Source organism: Corynebacterium afermentans subsp. lipophilum (genome assembly GCF_030408375.1).
GTDB lineage: Bacteria > Actinomycetota > Actinomycetes > Mycobacteriales > Mycobacteriaceae > Corynebacterium > Corynebacterium lipophilum.
This window is the reverse complement of the sequence record NZ_CP046530.1, coordinates 1,944,839-1,968,057: the sequence shown is the minus strand read 5'-3', so window position 1 is coordinate 1,968,057 and position 23,219 is coordinate 1,944,839. Positions and strand designations below refer to the sequence as shown.

Annotated in this window: 22 protein-coding genes; 19 read left to right on the top strand and 3 right to left on the bottom strand. The window is 66.2% G+C overall.

Features of this window, described 5'->3' with window-relative positions; translation table 11 throughout:
- Nucleotides 1-8 precede the first annotated feature (8 nt).
- The 16 genes from ftsH (at nt 9) to CAFEL_RS09395 (ending at nt 18,028) form a co-directional block, all read left to right on the top strand.
- A complete protein-coding gene (gene ftsH / locus CAFEL_RS09470) occupies nt 9-2,321 on the top strand; it encodes an ATP-dependent zinc metalloprotease FtsH (protein WP_194560681.1) in 2,313 nt (770 codons plus the stop codon).
- Nucleotides 2,314-2,889, top strand: coding sequence for a GTP cyclohydrolase I FolE (folE, locus tag CAFEL_RS09465; protein ID WP_194560682.1), 576 nt, complete (start codon nt 2,314-2,316; stop codon nt 2,887-2,889). The genes ftsH and folE overlap by 8 nt, the downstream gene beginning before the upstream one ends.
- Before the next feature lie 3 nt (nt 2,890-2,892).
- Nucleotides 2,893-3,735 carry a dihydropteroate synthase gene (gene folP, locus CAFEL_RS09460; protein WP_194560683.1) on the top strand — a complete coding sequence of 281 codons (843 nt, stop codon included), beginning with the start codon at nt 2,893-2,895 and terminating at the stop codon, nt 3,733-3,735.
- The gene (folB, locus tag CAFEL_RS09455) at nt 3,728-4,099 is read left to right on the top strand and encodes a dihydroneopterin aldolase (protein WP_194560684.1); all 372 of its coding nucleotides are present in this window, start codon (nt 3,728-3,730) and stop codon (nt 4,097-4,099) included. Before folP ends, folB begins: the two co-directional genes overlap by 8 nt.
- A gap of 3 nt (nt 4,100-4,102) precedes the next feature.
- Nucleotides 4,103-4,561 (top strand): 2-amino-4-hydroxy-6-hydroxymethyldihydropteridine diphosphokinase, encoded by a 459-nt coding sequence (folK, locus tag CAFEL_RS09450; RefSeq protein ID WP_194560685.1) that lies wholly within the window; start codon nt 4,103-4,105, stop codon nt 4,559-4,561.
- Entirely contained in the window at nt 4,558-5,025 is a 468-nt protein-coding gene (locus CAFEL_RS09445; RefSeq protein ID WP_194560686.1) for a DUF3180 domain-containing protein, read from the top strand. The genes folK and CAFEL_RS09445 overlap by 4 nt, the downstream gene beginning before the upstream one ends.
- Nucleotides 5,026-5,035: 10 nt before the next feature.
- The gene (locus tag CAFEL_RS09440) at nt 5,036-5,845 is read left to right on the top strand and encodes a DUF6779 domain-containing protein (RefSeq protein WP_194560687.1); all 810 of its coding nucleotides are present in this window, start codon (nt 5,036-5,038) and stop codon (nt 5,843-5,845) included.
- A complete protein-coding gene (locus tag CAFEL_RS09435) occupies nt 5,846-6,547 on the top strand; it encodes a 6PGD fold domain-containing protein (protein ID WP_194560688.1) in 702 nt (233 codons plus the stop codon).
- On the top strand, nt 6,548-7,339 hold the full coding sequence (locus tag CAFEL_RS09430; RefSeq protein ID WP_194560689.1) for a pantoate--beta-alanine ligase: 792 nt from the start codon (nt 6,548-6,550) through the stop codon (nt 7,337-7,339).
- Nucleotides 7,340-7,359: 20 nt separating this feature from the next.
- Nucleotides 7,360-8,619, top strand: coding sequence for a protein kinase family protein (locus tag CAFEL_RS09425; protein ID WP_194560690.1), 1,260 nt, complete (start codon nt 7,360-7,362; stop codon nt 8,617-8,619).
- 16 nt (nt 8,620-8,635) lie between these two features.
- Entirely contained in the window at nt 8,636-10,147 is a 1,512-nt protein-coding gene (lysS, locus tag CAFEL_RS09420) for a lysine--tRNA ligase (RefSeq protein WP_194560691.1), read from the top strand.
- Nucleotides 10,148-10,226: 79 nt separating this feature from the next.
- Nucleotides 10,227-12,284: a glucose PTS transporter subunit IIA gene (locus tag CAFEL_RS09415; RefSeq protein ID WP_194560692.1), complete on the top strand. Its 2,058-nt coding sequence runs from the start codon at nt 10,227-10,229 to the stop codon at nt 12,282-12,284.
- Nucleotides 12,277-13,968 (top strand): phosphoenolpyruvate--protein phosphotransferase, encoded by a 1,692-nt coding sequence (ptsP, locus tag CAFEL_RS09410; RefSeq protein ID WP_194560693.1) that lies wholly within the window; start codon nt 12,277-12,279, stop codon nt 13,966-13,968. Before CAFEL_RS09415 ends, ptsP begins: the two co-directional genes overlap by 8 nt.
- 74 nt (nt 13,969-14,042) lie before the next feature.
- On the top strand, nt 14,043-14,858 hold the full coding sequence (locus CAFEL_RS09405; protein ID WP_194560694.1) for a MetQ/NlpA family ABC transporter substrate-binding protein: 816 nt from the start codon (nt 14,043-14,045) through the stop codon (nt 14,856-14,858).
- On the top strand, nt 14,810-15,262 hold the full coding sequence (locus tag CAFEL_RS09400) for a CHY zinc finger protein (RefSeq protein WP_353959468.1): 453 nt from the start codon (nt 14,810-14,812) through the stop codon (nt 15,260-15,262). The genes CAFEL_RS09405 and CAFEL_RS09400 overlap by 49 nt, the downstream gene beginning before the upstream one ends.
- Before the next feature lie 24 nt (nt 15,263-15,286).
- Nucleotides 15,287-18,028: an ATP-dependent Clp protease ATP-binding subunit gene (locus CAFEL_RS09395; RefSeq protein WP_194560696.1), complete on the top strand. Its 2,742-nt coding sequence runs from the start codon at nt 15,287-15,289 to the stop codon at nt 18,026-18,028.
- On the opposite strand, the gene CAFEL_RS09390 is transcribed toward CAFEL_RS09395, so the two are convergent.
- Nucleotides 17,971-19,443, bottom strand: a complete 1,473-nt coding sequence (locus CAFEL_RS09390) for an alpha/beta fold hydrolase (protein ID WP_194560697.1) — start codon at nt 19,441-19,443, stop codon at nt 17,971-17,973. The two genes, CAFEL_RS09395 and CAFEL_RS09390, sit on opposite strands and share 58 nt — an antisense overlap.
- A gap of 24 nt (nt 19,444-19,467) precedes the next feature.
- Between CAFEL_RS09390 and CAFEL_RS09385 the strand changes: the two genes are divergently transcribed.
- Complete coding sequence (locus CAFEL_RS09385; RefSeq protein ID WP_074432070.1) at nt 19,468-19,638, top strand: DUF4236 domain-containing protein; 171 nt, start codon at nt 19,468-19,470, stop codon at nt 19,636-19,638.
- Here the strand turns inward: CAFEL_RS09385 and CAFEL_RS09380 are convergent.
- Nucleotides 19,617-20,474, bottom strand: a complete 858-nt coding sequence (locus CAFEL_RS09380; RefSeq protein WP_394354801.1) for an HhH-GPD family protein — start codon at nt 20,472-20,474, stop codon at nt 19,617-19,619. The genes CAFEL_RS09385 and CAFEL_RS09380 overlap by 22 nt on opposite strands.
- Before the next feature lie 22 nt (nt 20,475-20,496).
- Here CAFEL_RS09380 and CAFEL_RS09375 point away from each other — a divergent pair, with 22 nt between their 5' ends.
- Nucleotides 20,497-21,117: a carbonic anhydrase gene (locus CAFEL_RS09375; protein WP_228496447.1), complete on the top strand. Its 621-nt coding sequence runs from the start codon at nt 20,497-20,499 to the stop codon at nt 21,115-21,117.
- 9 nt (nt 21,118-21,126) lie between these two features.
- On the top strand, nt 21,127-21,810 hold the full coding sequence (locus tag CAFEL_RS09370) for a hypothetical protein (RefSeq protein ID WP_194560700.1): 684 nt from the start codon (nt 21,127-21,129) through the stop codon (nt 21,808-21,810).
- On the opposite strand, the gene radA is transcribed toward CAFEL_RS09370, so the two are convergent.
- Nucleotides 21,803-23,155, bottom strand: coding sequence for a DNA repair protein RadA (gene radA, locus CAFEL_RS09365; protein ID WP_194560701.1), 1,353 nt, complete (start codon nt 23,153-23,155; stop codon nt 21,803-21,805). The genes CAFEL_RS09370 and radA overlap by 8 nt on opposite strands.
- Between the last annotated feature and the right edge of the window lie 64 nt (nt 23,156-23,219).

Below are 23,219 nucleotides of genomic sequence, written 5' to 3'. Positions count from 1 at the left end.
AAAGGTTTATGAGCAAAAATAAAAAGGTTTTGCGGTGGGGCGTCATTGGCGCCATCGCGTTGATCGTCCTCTATCTGCTCACGTTGATCGGGGACGATTCCCGCGCCTACCAGCGTGTGGACACTTCTGTTGCCATTGAGCAGCTGCAGAACCACAACGCGGAAGAGGTGCAGATCGACGACCGCGAACAGCGCGTGCGCATAGACCTGCGCGAACCGATCACCGTGGATGAGCGCGAGGGTGTTGAGGCGATCTCCGCGCAGTACCCGGCGCGCACCACCCCGGAGATTTTCGGCGCGGTGCGCGAATCCGGCGCGGACAAGTATGAGACGAACGTGACGCAGGAATCCTTCCTGATGTCCATGCTCGGATTCATGCTGCCGATGATCCTGGTATTCGGCCTGATCTTCTACTTCATGTACCGCATGCAGGCGGGCGGCGGCGGGCCGTTCGGCATCGGCGGCTCGAAGGCGAAGCAGCTGACCAAGGACAACCCGACCAACACGTTCGCGGATGTCGCCGGCGCCGACGAGGCGGTGGACGAGCTGCACGAGGTGGTGGACTTCCTTACCGACCCGACCGTGTATGAAAAGCTCGGCGCGAAGATCCCGCGCGGCGTGCTCCTATACGGCCCGCCCGGCACCGGTAAGACGCTGCTCGCACGCGCCGTGGCAGGCGAGGCGGGTGTGCCGTTCTACACCATCTCCGGCTCCGACTTCGTGGAGATGTTCGTCGGCGTGGGTGCCTCCCGTGTGCGCGACCTGTTCAAGCAGGCCCGCGAGAACAGCCCGTGCATCATCTTCGTCGACGAGATCGACGCGGTGGGCCGCCAGCGCGGCTCCGGCATGGGCGGCGGCCACGACGAGCGCGAGCAGACCCTCAACCAGTTGCTGGTGGAAATGGACGGCTTCTCCGGCCGCGAGGGCGTGATCCTGATTGCGGCGACGAACCGCCCGGACATTCTGGACCCGGCGCTGCTGCGTCCCGGCCGCTTCGACCGCCAGATCCCGGTGACCAACCCGGACATCGCAGGCCGCGCGCAGATCCTCAAGGTGCACGCCAAGAACAAGCCGCTTGCAGACGACGTCTCGCTCGACGCCCTGGCCAAGCGCACCGCCGGCATGTCCGGCGCTGATCTGGCCAACGTGCTCAACGAGGCCGCGCTGCTGACCGCCCGCATCGGCGGCAACGTGATCACCGCGGATGCCCTGGAGGAGGCCACGGACCGCGTCATCGGCGGCCCACGCCGCTCCAGCAAGGTCATCTCCGAGCACGAGAAGAAGGTCACCGCCTACCACGAGGGCGGCCACACCCTCGCCGCGTGGGCGCTGAAAGACATTGAGCGCGTGTACAAGGTGACCATCCTCGCCCGTGGCCGCACAGGCGGCTTCGCCATGACCGCCGACGAGGACGACAAGGGCATGTACACCCGCGACGAGCTGTTCGCCCGCATGGTGTTTGCCATGGGCGGGCGCTCCGCCGAGGAGCTGGTCTTCGGCGCGCCGACCACGGGCGCGTCCAACGACATCGAGCAGGCGACGAAAATCGCCCGTGCGATGGTCACCGAATACGGCATGACCTCCGCGCTCGGTCCGGTGAAGTACGGCCAGGAGCAGGGCGATCCCTTCTCCGGCCGGGCCTCTGGCGGCTCCCTGGAGTACTCGCCGGCGGTGGCGGCCAAGATCGACGAGGAGATGCAGATGCTTCTCGACGAAGCGCACAAGGTCGCCTACAGCACCCTCGAGCGCTACCGCGACGAGCTGGACACACTGGCTTCGAAGCTCCTGGAGAAGGAAACGCTGCGCCGTGGCGATCTGGAGGCCATCTTCGACACCGTCGAGCCGGTCCGGCCGCCACTGCCGGCGCACGACGCGCGCTTCGGGCGCCAGTCGGACCGCGAGCCGGTGAAGACCCCGGTGGAGATTGCCAAGGAGCGTGGCGAGGAGCCGCCGAAGCGCTTCTCCATCCTGGAGGCATCCAAGGCCACCCGCGAGCGCCGCCGGAAGGAACGCGAGGCGGAGCAAAACCCGGCGCCGAGGAAGGGCTCCACCCGTTGGCAGCAGCCAAAGCACAACCCGCCGCAATACGGCGGCCCGAAACCGCCGGAGGGCTGGACGTACAAGGGAGCGCCGAAGGAGCAGCACCCGGGCACCCGCAACTACCCGACGGAAAAGACCGAACAGATCGGCTTCCGCCTGCCGGAAAACGAGCGGCCGGACCACGCCGCCCGCAGCCCGGAACCGGAGACCACCCCGGATGCGGAGACCACCCAGTTGCCGCGCGAGGAGCGCGCGCCGAAGCACAGGAGGGACGATGACTAAGGCGAACTTCGACCGAGAGCGCGCAGAGGCAGCTGTGCGCGAGCTGCTCATCGCGGTCGGCGAAGACCCGGACCGCGAGGGCCTGGTGGAAACCCCGGCCCGCGTCGCGCGCGCCTACGAGGAGGTCTTTGCGGGCCTGCACGAGGATCCGAAGGTGCACCTGGAGAAGTCGTTCTCCGAGAACCATCGCGAGCTGGTGCTGGTGCGCGACATCCCGATCTATTCCACCTGCGAGCACCACCTGGTGCCGTTCTACGGCGAGGCGCATATCGGCTACATCCCGGGCCCGGAGGGCAAGGTCACCGGCCTGTCCAAGCTGGCGCGGGTGGCGGACATGTACGCGAAGCGTCCGCAGGTGCAGGAGCGGTTGACGGCGCAGATTGCGGACGCGATCGTCGAGAAGCTCAATGCTTCTGCGGTTATCGTGGTCATCGAGTGCGAGCACCTGTGCATGGCCATGCGCGGGATCCGCAAGCCGGGCGCGACCACGACCACCTCGGCGGTGCGCGGCGGCTTCCAGAACAATGCGGCTTCGCGCGCGGAAGTGCTGAGCCTGATTAGGGGATAGAAGATGACTACCGTTGCCGATCTGACCGTGCCTGGGCGCACGAGTGTGATGGGCATTGTCAATGTCACGGAGGATTCGTTTTCAGACGGCGGCAAGTGGCTCGCAACGGACGACGCCATCGCGCACGCCCACGAGCTGGTGCGCCTGGGAGCGGACATCATCGACGTCGGTGCGGAATCGACCCGCCCCGGTGCCACCCGTGTCCCCGCGGAGGTGGAGGCAAAGCGTATCCGCCCCGTGATCCGTGCTCTGCACGCCGACGGGATCCGCACCTCCGTGGACACCATGCGCGCCGCCACCGCCCTGGCAGCGGCCGAGGAGGGCGTGGACCTGATCAACGACGTCTCCGGCGGCCTGGCGGACGCTGATATGTACCGCGTGATGGCTGAGATGCAGCTGCCGGTGTGCCTGATGCACTGGCGCGCGGACGCTTTCGTCAACGCCTCCGGCGCGGCGGATCACGGCGGTGACGTGGTGGGGGATGTGCACGAGGTGCTGGCGGAGCTCGTCGATAAGGCGACCGCTGCCGGCGTGGACGAAAGCCAGATCACCCTGGACCCGGGCCTGGGCTTTGCCAAGACGGCCGCGGACAACTGGGCGCTGCTCAACTCGCTGCCGGAGTTCATCGCGAGCGGGTTTCCCATCCTCGTCGGCGCCTCGCGCAAGCGCTTCCTCATGGAAATCCGCCAGCAGCGTGGCCTGGAGCATTCGCCTATCGACGCCGACCCGGCCACCGCGGCAGTCACCGCCCTTGCCGCCCAGGCTGGTGCCTGGTGCGTGCGGGTGCACGAGGTGGCGGTCTCGCGCGACGCGGTAGACGTGGCAGAAAGGTGGAGAAATGGCTGACCGGATCGAACTTAAAGGCCTTGCATTCCACGCCAACCACGGCGTGCTCGACCACGAAACCGAGTTCGGGCAGGCGTTTTCTCTGGACATCACGTGCTGGCTCGACTTCGCGGGCGCGGCTAAGGACGACGACCTGACGCAGACCGTCAACTACGCGGAGCTGGCAGACACGGCTTTAAAGATCGCCACCGGCACCCCGCGCCAGCTGATTGAGACGGTGGCGGTGGAGATCGCAGAGACCGCCATGCGCAGCTACGACGCGCTGCACGCCGTGGAGGTCACCCTGCACAAGCCGCACGCGCCGATCCCGGCGGTGTTCGACGACGTCGCGGTGGTGGCCCGCCGCTCCCGGAAGCGGATGTAGCCAATGCGTGCCGTGCTGTCTTCCGGGTCCAACATGGGCGACGCGCGCGCCCACCTGCAGACGGTGGTCGACGAGTTCGCCGGCGAAACCCTCGCCGCGAGCTCCATCTACGCCACCGCGCCGTGGGGAAACACGGACCAGCCGGACTTTCTCAACCAGTCCCTGCTGGTGGACGTGGACGACACCCCGCACGAACTTCTAGCCCGCTGCCAAAAGCTGGAGCAGCGCGCCAACCGCGTCCGCGATCAGCGCTGGGGTCCGCGCACGTTGGACGTGGACATCATCTGGATTGCGGGCTACACCTCGGACGACCCGGAGCTGACCGTGCCGCACCCGCGGGCGCATCTGCGCCAGTTTGTGCTCGAGCCCTGGCTCGAGATGGATCCAGGTGCGCGGTTGAACGGAGCGTCGGTAAGCGGGCTGCTCGACAACCTCGAGGACCAGGGGGTGCGCAAGCTATGAAGCGCACGCCGTACGAAGGGTTGATCGCCGTCGCCGGGTTCTGCGCGGCTGCGGCGGTGATCCTGGTGCGCCGGTTCTATAACCTGCTGGAATCGCTCAGCATGGTGGTGCCGCTGTCGCTGTGGGTGATGGCAGTCATCGCCGCCTGGCTCGCGCTGGTGGTGCGCAAGCGCCGCAAGGAAGGCAAGGTTGGGCTGGACCGCAGCCAGCTCAACCCCATGCAGGCGGCGAATTTCATGGTCTTCGGGAAGGCGAGCGCTTGGGCCGGCGCGGTCTTCGGCGGCCTGTACGGCGGCACGCTGAGCTTTGTGGTGACGAAACTCGGCGTGCTCGAGGCGGCGCCCGGCGACGTCCCGCCGCTGACCGCCGGCACCCTGGGCGGAATCGCCCTGTGCGCGGCCGGAATCTGGTTAGAGAAAAACTGCGAGGTGTCGCCGCCCAACGAGGGCCAAGGCGTTAGCTAGAGTGTTGGGCATGAGTGCCCAGAATGCGTCCCCAGACCGCGCGAGCCTGTGGGTCATCGTGCCTTTTGTGGTCGCTGTCATCGGCACCGTGGTCATGCTGTTCACCAACTCCGCCAACGCGCTGAAAGTCGCGCTGATCTTCGCGCTGTGGGCTGGTGCCGCCGGGATCCTGATCAACTCCAAGGTGCGCCGTGACCGCGACGCCGCTGCGTCTGAGGCCGCGGCCGCTGAGCAGCGCATCCAGGAGCAGGAGCAGCGCCACCGGGAAGAGCTCGAGGCCCGGCCGAGCGGGTCTTCCGTGGATGTGGAGACACTGCGCGAGCTGCAGGAGCAGATCCAGGCGCTGCGCGCCCAGCTGGAGGAGCTCAACGGCCGCGTCTTCGAGTACGAGCCCGCCGCGGTGCAGGCTCGCGCACGCCGCATCAGCGAGCTGGAGTCGAAGCCAGAGCCAACCCCAGAACCAGAACCAACCCCGGAGCCGCAACCGCAGCCGGCGCACAGCCCATCCACGGACGACACCGTCGTGATCAGTCGCGTGCGTCCCTCCCGCCCGACCGGCGCGCCGAGCTCGGACGCGATCGCGGGCCGCATCGGCACCCAGCCGTCCGCGCGCCCGGCGCGCAACCCGCTGTCCGACCTGATCAACGAGCGGGAAGCGGAGAAGACGAAAGCAGAACCAGCGCCAGAACCAACCCCAGAACCAACCCCGGAACCAGTACCCGAGCCGAAGCCCGAACGCCGTTCTGGCCGCCGTCGCGCCGATGAGCGGGGAGAGGGCGCGGTTTCCGTCGCCGAGCTGCTCGCTCGCCAGGGGAAGTAGATGCCGCCTCGCCTGTTGGTGGGGGCGGTGTTCGGCGTCTCGCCGCTTGCGGAGCGCTTCGAGCGCGCCGGCCACACGGTGCGCCCTCTGGACATCCACAGTGACCCCGGCGCGATCGCGCACGTGGACCTTGTGCTTCTCGACGCACCTTCGGCCGACATCCGTACCGCCTGCGAAACCCTCGCCGACCACGCCCGGCCGCGGCAGATGTTTTTGCACACCGCGCTGGACGAGGGCCAGCAGCTGCTCGACGACGTGGAGACCGCCCAGGCGATCACCATGTGCGCCCACAACATCTTCGACAACGTGTGGGTGACCTCGGCGGCCGACGAGCTCGGCGAAACGGTGGTGGGGTTGCTCATCACGGAAATTGGCGGGGTGAGCTTGCGCATTAACGACGATGCACGCCCCGCGATCGCCGCCGCCCAGGAGCTGCGGGCGTTGGAATCCGTCATCCGCGACGACGCGCAGGCGATCCTCGCTGAGGCAGTGCCGGGGTTCGACGCGGTCGCGCAGCAGTTCTTCCAAGCCCCGCCGGCGCCACGACATGCCCACGACACGCAGCAGCTGGATCAACTCGTTCAGGCGTTGCCGGATCCGGGCGTTCGCCGCCTGTTTGTTGATCTTGTGCGCAGGCGTGGTGAGGTGGACCAGGACACCGACACCGAGCTATGGGTGATTCAGAAATACGAGGGAGGATAAATGGCTTTTGAACCAGGCCAGGCAGTGGTGGTCACCGACGAGAAGCTCTTGGCCACCTACGGCCGGGCGTTCCGCAAGATTGGCAAATCGGTGGTTGTGGTGCCGTTGGGCGCGGACATCCACGGCGGGCACGTGGAGCTCATCCGCGCGGCGAAGTCGCTGCTCGGCTCCTACGTGGTGGTCACGTTCTCGGGCGCCGAGGTCCCTGAGGTCTTCGCCCGGGAGAAGGTGGACGTGGTCTTCCACGGGGAGCTGGCCACAAGCGTGCGGGTGGATTCCGGCGTGGAACCGCTGGAAGATCCGCAGCTCACCCAGAAAGAGGTCGCGCGGATCCTCGCCGCGATCAACGCGACCCACGCCACGGACGTGGTGCTGGGGGAGAAGGACTTCGAGGTGCTGGTGGCAACCCAGTATGCGGTGTCCGGGCTGCGCATGGAGTGCAAGCTCCACAGCGTGCCCACGGTGCGAACCCCCGATGGGTTGGCGCTGTCGAACAGGAACGCGCGTGTCGCCGTCGATAAGCGGGAAGCTGCACTCGCGCTCTCGGCCGCGCTGACAGCCGGGGCGCACGCCGCGGAGCACGGAAAAGCGCGAGTCCTCGAAACCGCCCGCGGGGTCCTCGAGGCCGCAGGCGTCACCCCGGCGTATCTGGAGCTGCGCGATCTAGCGATGCGCGAGGCGCCCGCAGAGGGCGACGCGCGCCTGCTCGGAGCGGTGGATCTGGGCGGGGTGCACCTGATGGACAACGTGGGTCTGCCGCTGGGGGTCGGCTTCAAACACGTTGAAGCATGACACCCGGTAGACTCTCGCGCATGTCCAACGCCACCATCGCCGGAATGCTCGCAGAACGCTTCGGGTTCACCTTCACCCCGGAGCAGGTTGCGCAAACTGGAAGCACCGAGACGTCCACGCTCTACACCGCCACCGACGACACAGGTCACGGTGTTGAAGTGGAGGTCTTCAGCGCCCCCGTGGATTCCGCGATCGGCGACGAAGTCAACACCCTGAACTCCCGCCTCGCCCTGGCTGCGCACCCTGGCGCCTTCCAGCCGCGCAGCGTGGGCACTACCGAGGACGGCAAGCTGTTCGTCTTGCGTGAGGCGCCCACCGGTACCCCGCTGTCGGAGCTGATTGCAAAAAAGGGCGCCACGTTCACCCCGCAGGAGGTGCGCGACCTGCTCGCCCCGGTGGCCGAGGCGATCGACGATTACGACTTGAAGGGCCTGTCCGGCTTCGTCTCGCGCTCCATCACCCCGGAGCGTCTCCTGGTGCAGCCGCAGTGGTCCACCACCCCGGTCAAGCTCACCCTTGTGGGCCCGAGCACCGACCCGGCGCAAAGCGACGAGGCGGCAGCGAAGGGCAACGTGGACAAGTTCGCCAACGTGGTTGCGTTGATGACCGGCGACGAACCGCGCTCCGGGGCGCGCACCTGCGCCGGCGTGCTGGAGACCGCCCCGGCCGAGCACGTGGAGATTGCAACGCCCGACCAGTCCGTGGCGCCGCGCCCGCAAGACGGCTACCGCAAGCCGCCGGAGCCCTACGCTTACGGCACGGACGGCAACTACGTGCGCACGGTGCCGACAGAGCAGAAGCAGAAGACTGCGCCGTGGCCGTGGATCATCGCCATCCTCGCGCTGCTGCTGATTGCGCTGGCGGCGCTGTGGTACTGGAGCACCCACCGCGGGGACGAGTGGTCCGGCGCGGAGGCGCAGATCGCGGAAGATTACCCGAAGGTTGTGTCTGAGCGCGCGGGCCAGAAGGGCTGGAAGGACCTTGTCTGCGAGCCGGGCTCGCTGGACACCGACCAGGTGGGTAAGATCCGTTGCGCTAACGATGAGCTGGGTGTTTCCGTCGCGCAGTACGCCTCCGAGTCCGACCGCGACGATGCGGTGCCGGACCCGAGTGAGGCCGTGGTCCTGGGCTCCGGCGAGTGCACGATTTACTCTCACGAGCTGCCGGAGGCAAACCCGCCGGCGTACGTGATGACGCCGCAGGACAAGCCCGAGTACCTGTTCATCGTGAACGGTTTCGACGCGGAGAACCAGCGACTGGACCTCCCGGTGTGCGAATAAGCTACGATTATTCGCCGTGACTACGCAGGACTTTTCAGAGCAGCAGCAAATCCGCCGGGAGAAGAGGCAGAGGCTTATCGACGAAGGGCGGGACGCCTACCCCGTCGAAGTCGACCGCACTACGTCTCTGAAGGACCTTCGCGCCAAGTACGACGGCACGCTGGAAGCGGGCGAGGAGACGCAGGACGAAGTTGCCGTTGCCGGTCGCATTATGTTCCAGCGCAACACCGGCAAGCTGTGCTTCGCCACCCTGCAAGAGGGTGACGGCACTCAACTGCAGGTCATGCTTTCCCTGGCTGAGGTCGGCGAAGAGGCGCTTGGGCAGTGGAAGGCCGACACGGACTTGGGCGATATCGTCTCCGTGCGCGGCCGGGTCATCTCGTCGCGTCGCGGCGAGCTGTCCGTAATGGCGAAGTCCTGGCATATGGCCTCGAAGTCGCTTAACCCGCTGCCGGTGGCGTTCGCGGAGATGAACGAGGAGCAGCGGGTGCGCCGCCGCTACACCGACCTGATCATGCGCGAGGACGCGCGCACCAACGCCATGACCCGCATCAAGGTCATCGCTGCTGTGCGCAAGTACCTCACGGGTCTGGACTTCGTCGAGATTGAGACGCCGATGCTGCAGACGCTGCACGGCGGTGCCGCGGCACGTCCGTTTGTCACCCGCTCCAACGCGCTGGACATCGACCTGTACTTGCGCATCGCGCCGGAGCTCTACCTCAAGCGTGCTGTGGTCGGCGGCATCGAGCGCGTCTTCGAGATCAACAGGAACTTCCGCAACGAGGGCGTGGATTCCTCCCACTCCCCGGAGTTCACCATGCTGGAGACCTACCAGGCGTGGGGCACCTACAAGGACGGCGCGGCCACCATGAAGGGCCTTGTGCAATTCTGCGCCGAGGAAGTCTTCGGCTCCCAGAAGGTCACGCTCGCGGACGGCACGGAGTACGACTTCGGCGGCGAGTGGAAGGTCCTGGAGATGTACCCGAGCTTGAACGAGGCGCTGCAGCGCAAGTTCCCGGGACAGCTGGAAGTGACCATCGACACCGACGTGGACACGCTCAAGGACATCGCGGAAACCATCGGCCTGAAGGTGCCGGAAAACGCCGGCTGGCTGCACGGCAAGCTGGTGGAGGAGATCTGGGAGGAGCTGTGCTCCGACCAGCTCTACGAGCCGACCTTCGTGGTCAACTTCCCCGTGGAGACCTCGCCGTTGACCCGCGACCACCGCGACAAACCCGGCGTGACCGAGAAGTTCGACCTGTATGTCCGCGGTTTCGAGCTGGCCACCGGCTACTCCGAGTTGGTTGACCCGGTGATCCAGCGCGAGCGCTTCGAGGACCAGGCCCGCCTGGCCAGCGCCGGCGATGACGAAGCGATGCAGCTCGACGAGGACTTCCTCGCAGCGATGGAGCAGGGCATGCCCCCGACAGCCGGTTGCGGCATGGGCGTGGATCGCCTGCTGATGGCCCTGACCGGCCTGGGCATTCGCGAGACCGTCCTCTTCCCGATGGTGAAGCCGGAGGCCTAAACCGGGCAGTTGTGTGTGGTGGTTATAACCAACTAAAGTTTGGTGCGATCAATCTTTTGTGGTTGGAAGGAGCACCAGCATGGCCACCACCAAGGCAAGCCTGCAGGATCAGGCTGCCGATATCCTCGCCGGCATCGGCGGGGCGGACAACATCGCGTCAATGACGCACTGCGCGACGCGTCTTCGCTTCGAGCTGAACGACGTCTCCCTGGCCGACAAGGACCGCCTCGAGGCAAACCCGAAGGTGATGGGTGCGGTCCCGCAGGGCGGCAGCCATTACCAGGTCATCGTCGGTGGCGACGTGGCCAGCGTGTACAACGCGATGAACCGCTTGCCGGAACTAGCGAACCGCGACGTGTCCAACGAGGACCTCAAAGCCCAGCAGCGCGACAAGGCCAAGGGCAAGGTCCCGTGGCTGGACGCGTTTTTCGAGTACCTCTCCGATTCCTTCCGCCCAATCCTTGGCGTGCTACTGGGCGCGTCGCTGATCATCGCGTTCGCCGCGGTGCTCGACGCATTCCACCTTGTGAACTTCCACGCGGAAGTGAAGAGCCCGGGTTGGCAGTTCGTGGATGCAATGTGGAACTCCGTGTTCTTCTTCCTGCCGGTGGCGGTGGCCTACAACGCGGGTAAGAAGTTGGACATCGACCCGTGGGTGCCGGCCGCGATCATGCTGGCGCTGTTCACCCCGAACTTCATGGAACTGGCCGACCACCCCGAAGCGCGCGTGGTGGAGCTCTTCGGCGAGCCGACCGGCGTTGTCGACGTCTTCGGCCTGCCCATGATCCATAACGGCTACGACGGCAACGTCTTCGTGCCGCTGATCATGGCCGCGGTCGCTGCGTTGCTTTATAAGGGGCTGCAGAAAATCATCCCCTCCGCAGTGCACATGGTCTTCGTGCCGTTTCTCACCATGCTGATCATGATCCCGGTGACCGCGTTCCTCATCGGCCCGTTCGGCTACCTGCTCGGCGCCTGGATCGGCACCGGGCTGGCCTGGATGAACGGCAACGCGCCGTTCATCTTCGCCCTGCTGATTCCGATGCTGTACCCGTTCCTCGTGCCGCTGGGACTGCACTGGCCACTCAACGCGCTGATGCTGGTCAACATTGACACCCTCGGGTACGACTTCATCCAGGGCCCGATGGGTGCGTGGAACTTCGCCTGCTTCGGCGCCACCGCCGCGGTGCTCGCGCTGTCCATCCGCGACCACGACCCGCTCATGCGCCAGACGTCCGGTTCCGCGCTCGCCGCAGGCCTGCTCGGCGGAATCTCTGAGCCGTCGCTCTACGGCATCCACCTGCGCTACAAGAAGATCTACCCGCGCATGCTCGTGGGCTGCTTCACCGGCGGCCTGACCATCGCGATCCTGGGCACCCCGTTCGGTGGCGTGAAGACGAACGCGTTCGTGTTCACTTCGCTGCCGACCATGTTCGTGTTCGACCCGAAGTGGGTCTACATGCTCGCCATCGCGGTGGCCTTCTTCACCGCGTTCTTCATCATCCTTGTCACGGACTACCGCACCCCGGAGGAGAAGGCGGAGGCGCTCGCCCGCGCTGCTGCCGCACGCAATGCCGACGAGGCCGAGGAGGCCGAGCTGGTCGAGGACGAAGTCACGGCCACGGATGACCCGGCGAAGCTGACGTCGGAAAGCAATGCGGATGCCACTGTGCTCGCACCCGTTGCGGGCGAGGTTGTTGCGATGGAAGCGCTTTCCGATGCCGCATTCGCCTCCGGCGCACTCGGCCAGGCGGTCGGCGTGACCCCCGAAAACACCACGCTCACCGTGGTTGCTCCGGCGGCCGGCAAGGTGATTTCCGTGGCGAAGACGGGCCACGCCTACGGCATCAAGACCGACGATGGTGTGGAGCTGCTCGTCCACATCGGCGTGGACACCGTCAAGCTCGGCGGCGAGGGTTTCACCCCGCTGGCAGAGAAGAAGCAGATGGTCAACGCGGGCGACCCGCTGGCGGAGGTTGACTTCGCCGTAATCGCTGGCCACGGCGTGGACACAACGGTTATCACTACAGTGGTGAACTCGAAGAAGCTCGGCGGCGTCAATGACGTTGCAGACGGCACCGTCGTCGCTGGCGATCCGATTCTCGAGGTCACAACTGAGGTGAACACGAATGTCTAACCGCACCGTTCTGCACGGCATCGGCGTATCGGCCGGCACCGCGTCTGGTCCGATCGCCGTGGTCACGCCCGCAGTGGGTATCGACGAGCACGAGCCCGCCTCCACCGATCCGACAGCCGACAGCGAGCGTATTCGCACTGTGCTTAACGACGTCGCAGTTTCGCTCTCCGCACGCGCCGAGCACGCCAACTCGGACTCGGCGAAGGCCGTGCTGGATGCGACGGCTGCCTTGGCAACCGACAAGGGCCTCATCCGCGGCATCGACAAAGAGCTGAAGAAGGGCGCCGGCCCGACGAAGGCGATCCACGACGCGGTGGAGCTCTACGCCAACAAGCTGCGCAAGATCGGCGGTTACATGGCGGAGCGTGTTACCGACCTCTACGACATCCGTGACCGCGCCACAGCTCGCCTGCGGGGACTGCCCGAGCCGGGGATCCCGGACCTGACCGAGCCGTCCATCCTGATCGCGCACGACCTCGCGCCGGCGGAGACGGCAACGCTGGACAAAGACTTCGTCCTCGGCATCGTCACCGAGGCGGGCGGCGCGACCTCGCACACGGCCATCCTGGCCGCGCAGCTGGGCATTCCGTGCGCTGTGCAGGTCAAGGGCATCGCTGACGCGACTGTGGACGCTCCGCTGGTCGCCCTCGACGGCGGAGTCGGCGAGGTCATCGTCGCACCGAACGCATCGGACGTGGAGGAACTCGAGGAGCGCTCCCGCCGCCGCGCGGCAGCCCTGGCCGGTTCCTCCGGCGAGGGCGCTACCCGCGACGGGTACAAGGTCAAGCTGCTGGCCAACACCGGCACCGCAGAAGACGCCGCGAAGGCAGCGGACTACGACCTCGAAGGCTCCGGCCTGTTCCGCTCCGAATTCCTCTTCCTCGACCGCGACTCCGCACCCAGCCTGGAAGAGCAGACCGACACCTACACGAAGGTGCTCGAAGCCTTCGGCAGCCGCCGCGTGGTGGTGCGCACCCTGGACGCGGGCGCGGACAAGCCGCTGTCGTTCGCGGACCTTGGTGAGGAAGAAAACCCGGCGTTGGGCCGTCGCGGCCTGCGCCTCTCACAGGCGCGCGAGGACCTTCTGGACACCCAGCTAGAGGCGCTTGCGAACGCAGCTCATAATGTTCCCGACTCCGAGCTCTGGGTCATGGCGCCGATGGTCGCCACCGTGGAGGAAGCCAAGTGGTTCGCCGAGCGCACCCGCGGAGCCGGCCTGACAAAGGTCGGCGTAATGGTGGAAACCCCGGCGGCCGCAATCCGCGCCGGGCAGGTGTTGGAGGAGGTGGACTTCGCCTCCATCGGCACCAACGACCTGTCCCAGTACACGATGGCCGCGGACCGCATGCAGGGCGAACTGGCCGAGCTGCTCTCGCCGTGGCAGCCCGCGGTGCTGTCTATGATCCGCGAGACCTGCCGCGGCGGCGAAGCCACCGGCAAGCCGGTCGGCGTGTGCGGCGAGGCGGGCGGCGACCCGCTGATGGCGCTCGTGCTGGTGGGCCTCGGTGTGAAGTCCCTGTCGATGGCCCCGGGCAAAGTCAACGCCGTGCGCGCCGCGCTGCGCCTGCACGACTTCGACACCTGCCGCCAGATGGCCAACTTCGCCGTTGATGCCCGCACTGCCGCGGGCGCCCGCGAGGCTGTGCTAAACCTCGCCGATCCGGTGCTGAAAGATCTGCTGTAAGTAAATCTTCCGGAAATGAACTGTGCTGTCTAATCTGTATAGACAGCACAGTTCATTTGTCTGAGGAGAGTTTCATGAGGCGTTTCGCAGCAGCCGCGTTAGCCACAGCGCTGGGCCTGAGTGTGGCCGCGTGTTCAACCGAATCTGGGAGCGACGAGCCGATTACCGTGCTCGCCGCGGCCACCCCGCACGCTGAGATATTGCGGTACGTGGACGAGGCGAACCCGGACTACGAGCTGGACATCAAAGTCGTGCCCGGCGGACCGGATCCGAATATGTCGGTGTCCAATGGTTCCGCGGACGCGAACTTCTACCAGCACCCGCCGTACCTGCACGACTGGGAGAATGAGACTGGCGAGACGCTGGTGAACGTCGCTGGCGTGCACATCGAGCCGATGGGGATGTACTCCACCAGCATCGATTCCATCGACAAGCTTCCGCAGGGAGCCAAGGTAGTGACCCCGAACTCGCCGTCGGACCTTGCACGCGCGCTGATCCTGCTGGAAACGAACGGTGTGATCAGCCTGGACCAGGAAATCGATCCGACCAACGTGTCCAAGATCAACCTCCAGTCCATCACGGATAATCCGAAGGACATCCAGATTGTCCCGGTCGACGACACCATCGTGATCCAGTCCCTGTCCGACGACTCTGTTGACGGCGTGGTCGCCTCTTCTAACTTCGCACTGGAAGCGGGGCTGAACCCGGTGGAAGATTCCGTCATTGCGGAAAGCCCGGAGAACAACCCGTACGTGAACATCCTTGTCGCGAACGTCGATGCCGCCGAAGACCCGCGTATGGACAAGCTCGCGGCGGACCTGACCTCCGCGGAAACCTCCGAATGGATCCGGGGGAAGTACGCCGGCGCGGTCATCCCTGCGAACTCATGACGATCCACGGTGTGGATGTCGACCCGCAGGGCCGGTGCGCACATTGGCATTCCGAGTGGGACGTCGTTGCCAACACGTGCGGGGCCTGCGAGAAATTGTGGGCCTGTTCGCTATGCCACGACGAGTTGGCCGATCACGGTTTCGTGCCCGTCGATAGGCAACTGCCCGCCGTGATGTGCGGCGCGTGTGGGCGCATGATGACGCATGCCGAATACGGCGCGTCCTGCCCCTCGTGCGGGCACCCTTTCAACCCCGGCTGCAGGCCCACGAGGATGTGTATTTCCGGCCTGTTCGCTAAGGGTGAACATCGCCTCTCACCTGCGAATATCGACGATCAGGCGGGTATGCGCGAACAAACCAGGGAAGTGATGTCGGACCCCGGCGTTATGGTGGTGGACAACTGATTTAGGAAAGAAGGGGTCAGCCACATGTTCGAGCGGTTTACCGACCGGGCCCGTCGCGTCATCGTCCTTGCACAGGAGGAGGCGCGCGAGCTCAACCACAATTACATGGGCACCGAGCACATCCTGCTCGGCCTGATCAAGGAGGGCGAGGGCGTCGCAGCGAAGGCGCTCGAGTCCATGGGCATCAACCTCGACGACGTGCGCCGCGAGGTCATCGACATCATCGGCCACGGCACCCAGCCGGTGACCGGCCACATCCCGTTCACCCCGCGCGCGAAGAAGGTGCTGGAGCTTTCCCTGCGCGAGGGCCTGCAGATGGGCCACAAGTACATCGGCACCGAGTTCCTGCTGCTCGGCCTCATCCGTGAGGGCGACGGCGTGGCGGCCCAGGTGCTGATCAAGCTCGGCGCGGATCTGCCGCGCGTGCGCCAGCAGGTTATCCAACTGCTGTCCGGCTACGAGGGCGGCGAGGGTCAGAACCCGGAGTCCCCGCAGCAGGGGCAGCCGGGCTTCGCAGGTGCCGGTGCGGGTCCGCGCGCTGGTGGCGGCCCGCAGGGCGGCGAGCGCTCCAACTCGCTGGTGCTGGACCAGTTCGGCCGCAACCTCACCGCGGCCGCGAAGGAAGGCAAGCTCGACCCGGTTGTCGGCCGCGACAAGGAGATCGAGCGCGTCATGCAGGTGCTGTCGCGCCGCACCAAGAACAACCCGGTGCTCATCGGCGAGCCCGGTGTGGGCAAGACCGCCGTGGTTGAGGGCCTCGCTCTGGACATCGCCAACGGCAAGGTCCCGGAGACGCTGAAGGACAAGCAGGTCTACTCCCTAGACCTGGGCTCCCTGGTGGCGGGGTCCCGCTACCGCGGCGACTTTGAGGAGCGCCTGAAGAAGGTGCTCAAGGAGATCAACCAGCGTGGCGACATCATCCTGTTCATCGACGAGATTCACACCCTCGTCGGCGCGGGTGCCGCAGAGGGCGCCATCGACGCGGCTTCGCTGCTGAAGCCGAAGCTGGCGCGCGGCGAGCTCCAGACCATCGGCGCGACCACGCTTGACGAGTACCGCAAGCACATTGAGAAGGACGCGGCTCTTGAGCGTCGCTTCCAGCCTGTGCAGGTGGACGAGCCGTCCGTGGAAGACACCGTGCAGATCCTCAAGGGCCTGCGCGACCGCTACGAGGCGCACCACCGCGTGTCCTACACCGACGATGCCCTCAAGGCGGCAGCGACGCTGTCGGACCGCTACATCAACGACCGTTTCCTGCCGGACAAGGCCGTCGATCTTCTCGACGAGGCCGGTGCTCGCATGCGGATCAAGCGCATGACCGCCCCGGAGGACCTGCGCGAGGTTGACGACCGCATCTCCGAGGTTCGCAAGGAGAAGGAAGCGGCGATCGACGCCCAGGACTTCGAAAAAGCCGCCGGCCTGCGCGACACCGAGCGCAAGCTGGGAGAGGAGCGCTCCGCCAAGGAGAAGAAGTGGCGCTCCGACGACCTGGAGGAGATCGCCGAGGTCGGCGAGGACCAGATCGCGGACGTGCTGGCCAACTGGACCGGCATCCCGGTGTTCAAGCTCACCGAGAGCGAGTCGAACCGTCTGCTCAACATGGAAGATGAGCTGCACAAGCGCATCATCGGCCAGGACGAGGCAGTCAAGGCGGTTTCCCGCTCCATCCGCCGCACCCGTGCCGGCCTGAAGGACCCGAACCGTCCGTCCGGCTCCTTCATCTTCGCCGGCCCGTCCGGTGTAGGTAAGACAGAGCTGTCCAAGGCGCTCGCGGAGTTCCTCTTCGGCGACGACGACTCGCTGATCCAGGTGGACATGGGCGAGTTCCACGACCGCTTCACCGCCTCGCGCCTCTTCGGCGCCCCTCCGGGATACGTCGGCTACGAGGAGGGCGGCCAGCTCACCGAGAAGGTGCGCCGCAAGCCGTTTAGCGTGGTGCTTTTCGACGAGATCGAGAAGGCGCACAAGGAGATCTACAACACGCTTCTCCAGGTGCTCGAGGAGGGCCACGTCACCGACGGCCAGGGCCGCAATGTGGACTTCAAAAACACCGTGCTGATCTTCACCTCGAACCTGGGCACCTCCGACATCTCCAAGCCGGTCGGCCTGGGCTTCACTGGGGACACCGCCACGGATTCCGAGGCGCAGTACGAGCGGATGAAGGGCAAGGTCCACGACGAGCTGAAGAAGCACTTCCGCCCCGAGTTCCTGAACCGCATCGACGAGATCGTGGTGTTCAAGCAGCTCAACCAGGACGAGATTGTCAAGATGGTGGACCTGCTCATCGGCCGCGTGGACAAGAACCTGGCCGCGCAGGACATGGGCATCGAGCTGACCGAGAACGCGAAGAACCTGCTCGCGGTCCGCGGCTTCGACCCGGTGCTGGGTGCGCGCCCGCTGCGCCGCACGATTCAGCGCGAGGTCGAGGACATCCTGTCGGAGAAGATCCTGTTCGGCGAAATCGGCGCCGGCGAGATCATCACCGTGGACGTCGAGGGTTGGGACGGCGACGTCGAGGTTGCACGCAAGGATCGCGGCAAGGCGGCCCCGGACGCGAAGTTCACCTTCACCCCGCGCCCGCGCCCGCTGCCTGCAGAGGCCTTCGACGTGGAGCCGGAGGACGAGGTCCGCGACATCGAGCCAGAGCGTACCGAGCCGGAGTCCGAGGCCTCAGAGTTCCCGGACGAGCGAGACACCGCCGAGGACGATCAGAAGGGCAGCGAAGGCAACGAGGGCAAGGACGGCAACGGCCCCGAGCCGGTGTAAGCGTAAGCCCACAAGCCCAGGGCGCCGAGCGCGCCCAGCACGGAGAACACGATCGCGGTGATCTCCACGGCGTTGAGCCCCTCCACCACCTCATACTCGGGGTGGTCGGAGGGGCACACCTGTTTCATGGGCCTGCCCTTGAAACGGTCGGACAGCCAATCCGAGACGTTGTCGGTCTGCAGCACGAGCGGCAGCGCGTGGCCGGAGCCCGGCGCGCGCGGGGTGAGCTCGCGGCGGCCGGACGACAAGGGTTGCGTCGGCGACCCCGGCACCACCACGCGGCGGTACTCCACGTCCGCGCCGATTGCGCAGTAGTCCTCGGCCAGCTGGGTGGCCTGCGGTTCCGGCACGAGGTCGTCGTCCGGGTTGGTCAGCACCATGATCGGCGCGTTCGGCTTCACCTTGCCCAGCTTGTTGTGCTCGAGGTATTTGCCGATGCGCTCGTCTTCCTCCGCGATGTCGGCGAAGGTCTTGCCGTCAACGAACATGTCGCCGGCCATCTTCGGGGCGTTCATCGACGCATCGACAACGCACGACGTTTTCAGATCCTCCAGCAGGGCCTTGCCGTCGTCGGTGAGATACTCGCCGAGAGCCTCGTGGAATTCGGGGTAGGTATCCGAAAAACTCGCGGCGGCGAAACCGGCCACGGCGGTGAGCATCGGCGCGGACGCCTGCTGCAGCACGCCCAGGGGGTCGGCCGGGGGAGCACCGGCAAACGTCCCCACCACGTTGAGCTCCGGGGCGTAGTCGCCGACGAGCTCCGCGGCCGCCGCAGCTGCGCCACCGCCCTGCGAGTAGCCCCAGAACGCCACCTTTTCGCCGCGATTGGCTACGGCGCGGGCGGCGTCAATCACCGCCCGGCCCTGGTCGACGCGGTTGAGGTAGGTGTGCAGGCCGTCGGTGCCCAGGCCCATGTAGTCCGTGACTACCACGCGGTAGCCGTCGTCGAGAAGCATCTGCACCATTGGCGCCTCATAGTTGATGTTCACCGTGCCGTCCGGGCCGAGGGAGGACAGCATCGACGATGCCGCCGACGGCGCGCACTGGTCGCCCAGGCCGCGCGTGCCGGGGGCGAGAACGATCAGGCCCTTCGCAAACGGGCGGTCGTACAGTGCGCCGGTGACCGGCACTTTCTCGCCGCGCTCGTTGACGGAGGTGTAGCGGATGCGTTTGCCATTGGACCCCAGCACCCGCTTCTTCGCGTCGAGTTCTCCGGGAGTGTTCCCCGCCGCGCCGCCAAGCGCCTCCGAAGACATCTCCGGGAGAGACGAAAGCGACGACGCGTCACCGATCACCTCGAAGGTGGACGAGCCAACCGACGACAACGACGACAGGGACTCCGCACTCAAATCCTCAGCGTGCGCAGAGGGGCAAATCAGGAGCGGGACAGCAAAAAGACACCACCGTTTACGCATGGGAAGCAGTGTAAGCTCCCGTCCATGGGAATTCAGTACCGCAAGCGCCAAAAGATCAGCGACGGCAGCTGGCTCAACTACTCCAAGTCCGGCGTGTCCGCGTCGAAGAAGATCGGGCCCGTCACCTTCAACTCCCGCGGTGGCGTGTACGTGAAGCTGCCCGGCGGGCTCCACTACCGCGGCAGGTGGAAGTAACCCTTCTCGTCCTGCTCTGCCAGACCGTCTTCGAGCAGGGAAAATAGTGCGCGGGAAAGCTGTGCGGGGTCGTGCCAGAGGTCGTCGATAAGCTTTTGCTCGACTGGACTGTCTGACTCGCGCAACAGACGCATGATCTTGCCGCGCACCTGGCGGTCGGTGCCGACAAAGCGCTGAGCACGCTTCTTCACCTCCGCCTCCGGTTTGCCGGCCGCGAGCCACGCGCAGTCAGAGCGCACCGGGCATTCCCCGCATTTCGGTGCTCGCGCGGTACACACGAGCGCGCCGAGCTCCATAAGCCCGACAGAGAACTCGGGGCCATTCTGCTCCGGCAACAGCGCCGCAACTTGCTCGATTTCCTTCTTGCCGGGCGCCCCGAGCGCCTCGCCGCGCTCCACGCGCGCCACCACGCGCCGCACGTTTGTGTCCACCACCGGCACGTTTTTCCCGTACGCGAAGCACGCCACCGCCCGCGCGGTGTAGTCGCCGATCCCGGGGAGCGCCAGCAGCTTATCGACGTCCTCCGGCACCTCCCCGTCATGCTCATCCACGATGACCTGCGCGCATTCCTTCAGACGCAGCGCCCGGCGCGGGTAGCCCAGACTGCCCCAGGCACGCAAAACCTCGGCGGTGCTCGCCTGCGCGAACGCCGCCGGGGTGGGCCAGCGCTGCATCCATTCCTGCCAGATCGGGGCGACGCGCTCGACCTGGGTTTGATGGCTCATCACCTCGCTGAGCAGCACGCCCCACGGAGACGTTGACGAGTTTCGCCACGGCAGTTCGCGAGCGTTGGCTAGGTACCAGGAAAGGATCTTGTTTGGGCGCAAATTCGTCACAATGCGTGCAACAATAGCGGTTATGACTAATGTGACCGACCTCCAGGCCGCCTCCACACCCCGCGAAGTGTGGGAGCTGTTGAAAGCCGGCAACGAGCGTTTCGCCACCGGCAACACCGCGGACCCGCGCCGCGACCCCGCAACCCGCCAGCAGCTCACCTCCGGCCAGAACCCGGCAGTGTGCGTGGTGGGCTGCTCCGACTCCCGCGTGCCAATTGAGCTGCTTTTCGACGCCGGCTTCGGCGACATCTTCGTCATCCGCACCGCCGGCGGCTGCGTGGACTCCGCAGTGTCGGCATCCGTCGAGTATGCCGTCGACGGCCTCGGCGTCGACCTCGTGCTCTTCCTCGCCCACGAGAAGTGCGGCGCCGTGGGGGCAGCCGTGGAAGCACTCGGGTCCGGCGACATCCCCCCGGGGCTGACACGCGTGTTCGTGGAGAAAATCTCGCCGGCCGTCGCCGAGGCGAAAACCCGCGGCGAGCAGGTGGAGCAGGCGCACGCACGCAACGGTGCAGAGCACCTGGTGGCCCGCATCCCGTCCGTCATTTCCGGGCTGAAGCACAAGACCGTGGGCGTGGTGGGTGCGCGCTACCGCCTGTCCGACGGCCGTGTCGAGACCACCTACGAAAACTTCGGCGATTAAGTTATAGGCATGTCGAACCAGCGCCCACTGCCTCCGGAGATCTACATGCGCCGCCGCGTGGCGGCCCTCGTCATCCTGTTGGTGGTTGTGGCGCTTTTGGTGTGGGGCCTGTCCGCGTTCGCCCGCAGCGGCAAGACCGACGAAACAGAAAACACCCCCGAGACCGTGTCGGAAGCACCGTCCACCACCCTGGCCACCGAGCCGACGGTGCAGCTTTCCGAGGAGAGCACGACCTCCTCAGCCGAACCGACCAGCCCCACCCAGACGAGCGAGGAAACCGTCGCCGCTCCCGTGAAGAAGGGCACCTGCGAGCTGGCGGACTTGGAGATCCACGCCTCCAGCAACCAGCCTTCTTACGCCATTGGGGTGCAGCCGGTGTTTTACATGGAGGTGGAAAACCCCACGGACACCGACTGCGTGATCGATCTGGATGACAACCTGCTGCGTTTCGAGGTCTACGACATGGCCACCAACGACCGCATCTGGTCCGACACCGACTGCTACCCGCCGGTGGCGGCAGGCGACGTCGAGTTCGCGCCGGGCGAGAAGCGACGCTGGGAGGCCCGCTGGTCCGTCACCGCATCGCAGCCGGGACAGTGCGACAACCGCCCGGAAGTGAAGGCCGGCTCCTACTTCCTGCACGGCGTGATCGGGGACAACGCCTCCGACGCCAGCCCCTTCAACATCACCTAAGCCGCTCGAGCGCCTCCGCGAGGGTGGAGACGGGGCGGACCGTCAGGCCGTCGATAGACAGCTTCTCTCCGGCGGGCACGATCGCACTGGTGTAGCCCATGCGGGCCGCTTCTTGGAGGCGGCGGCCGAGGTTTGGCACCCGCCTGATCTCTCCTGCCAGTCCCACCTCGCCGACAACCACCGTTTTCGCAGGCAGTGGCTTCTCATGCAGGCTCGACCACGTTGCTAACGCGACCGCGAGGTCCGTGGCCGTCTCCGTGATCTTCACCCCGCCGACGGTGGCCACATAGGCGTCCTTGTCGTTCGTGCGTTCCCCGCAGCGCGCCTGCAGCACCGCCAGCACCATGGGCACCCGGTTGAAATCCAGGCCGGTGACCACGCGCCGCGGGCTCTTGTTCACCGGATCCACGGTCAGCGCCTGCACCTCAGCGAGGATAGGGCGCACGCCGTCCATCGCCACAGTCACCGCGGAGCCGTCCGGCGTTTTCCCGCGGTGCGACAGGAACAGCCCCGACGGGTCCGGCACCTCCCGGATGCCGCTGGAGGTCTGTTCGAAGCAGCCGACCTCGTCCGTGGCGCCGAAGCGGTTCTTAATACCCCGGAGCATTCTTAGCGACGACTGCCTGTCCCCCTCAAAGTTCAACACGACGTCCACCAGATGTTCCAGCACGCGCGGGCCGGCGACGTTGCCGTCCTTGGTCACGTGCCCCACCAGTAGCACCGGGATGTTCGTGGTCTTGGCCAGCGTGGTCAGCGCCGCAGTGACCGCGCGGGACTGCGCCACGCCACCGGCGACGCCCTCGACGCCCGCGGCGTGCATGGTCTGCACCGAATCCACAATCAGCAACGAAGGCTTCAGCTGCTCCACGTGCCCAAACACCACGTCCAGGTTGGACTCGGCGGCCAGATACAGCGTGTCCACCAGCGCCTCCGTGCGCTCGGCGCGGGCGCGGACCTGGCCCGCAGACTCCTCCGCCGTGACGTAGAGCGCCTTGCGCCCCTGCTTTGCCCAGCGCGACGCCACCTCCAGCAACAGCGTGGACTTGCCCACACCGGGCTCGCCCGCCATCAGCACCACGGAGCCGGGCACCACACCGGAGCCGAGCACGCGGTCCAGCTCCCGAATGCCGGACTTTACAGTTTTCGTTGCCGCAGCCTCGACCTGCGTGATCGGGCTCGCGGGAGCGGACGGTGTCAGCGAGGACGTCTTCACCGGGCCCGAAGCAGCCGGCGCCTCCTCTTGGAGCGTTCCCCAAGACCCGCACTCGGGGCAGCGGCCGAGCCACTTGGGGGAGGAGTAGCCGCACTCGGTGCAGGTGTGGATCACACGGGGTTTCTTTGCCATGCGCCACACCGTATAACACGGCCCCGACACGGTGTTCGAACACGGAAAAACCGCTGGTCAAGCC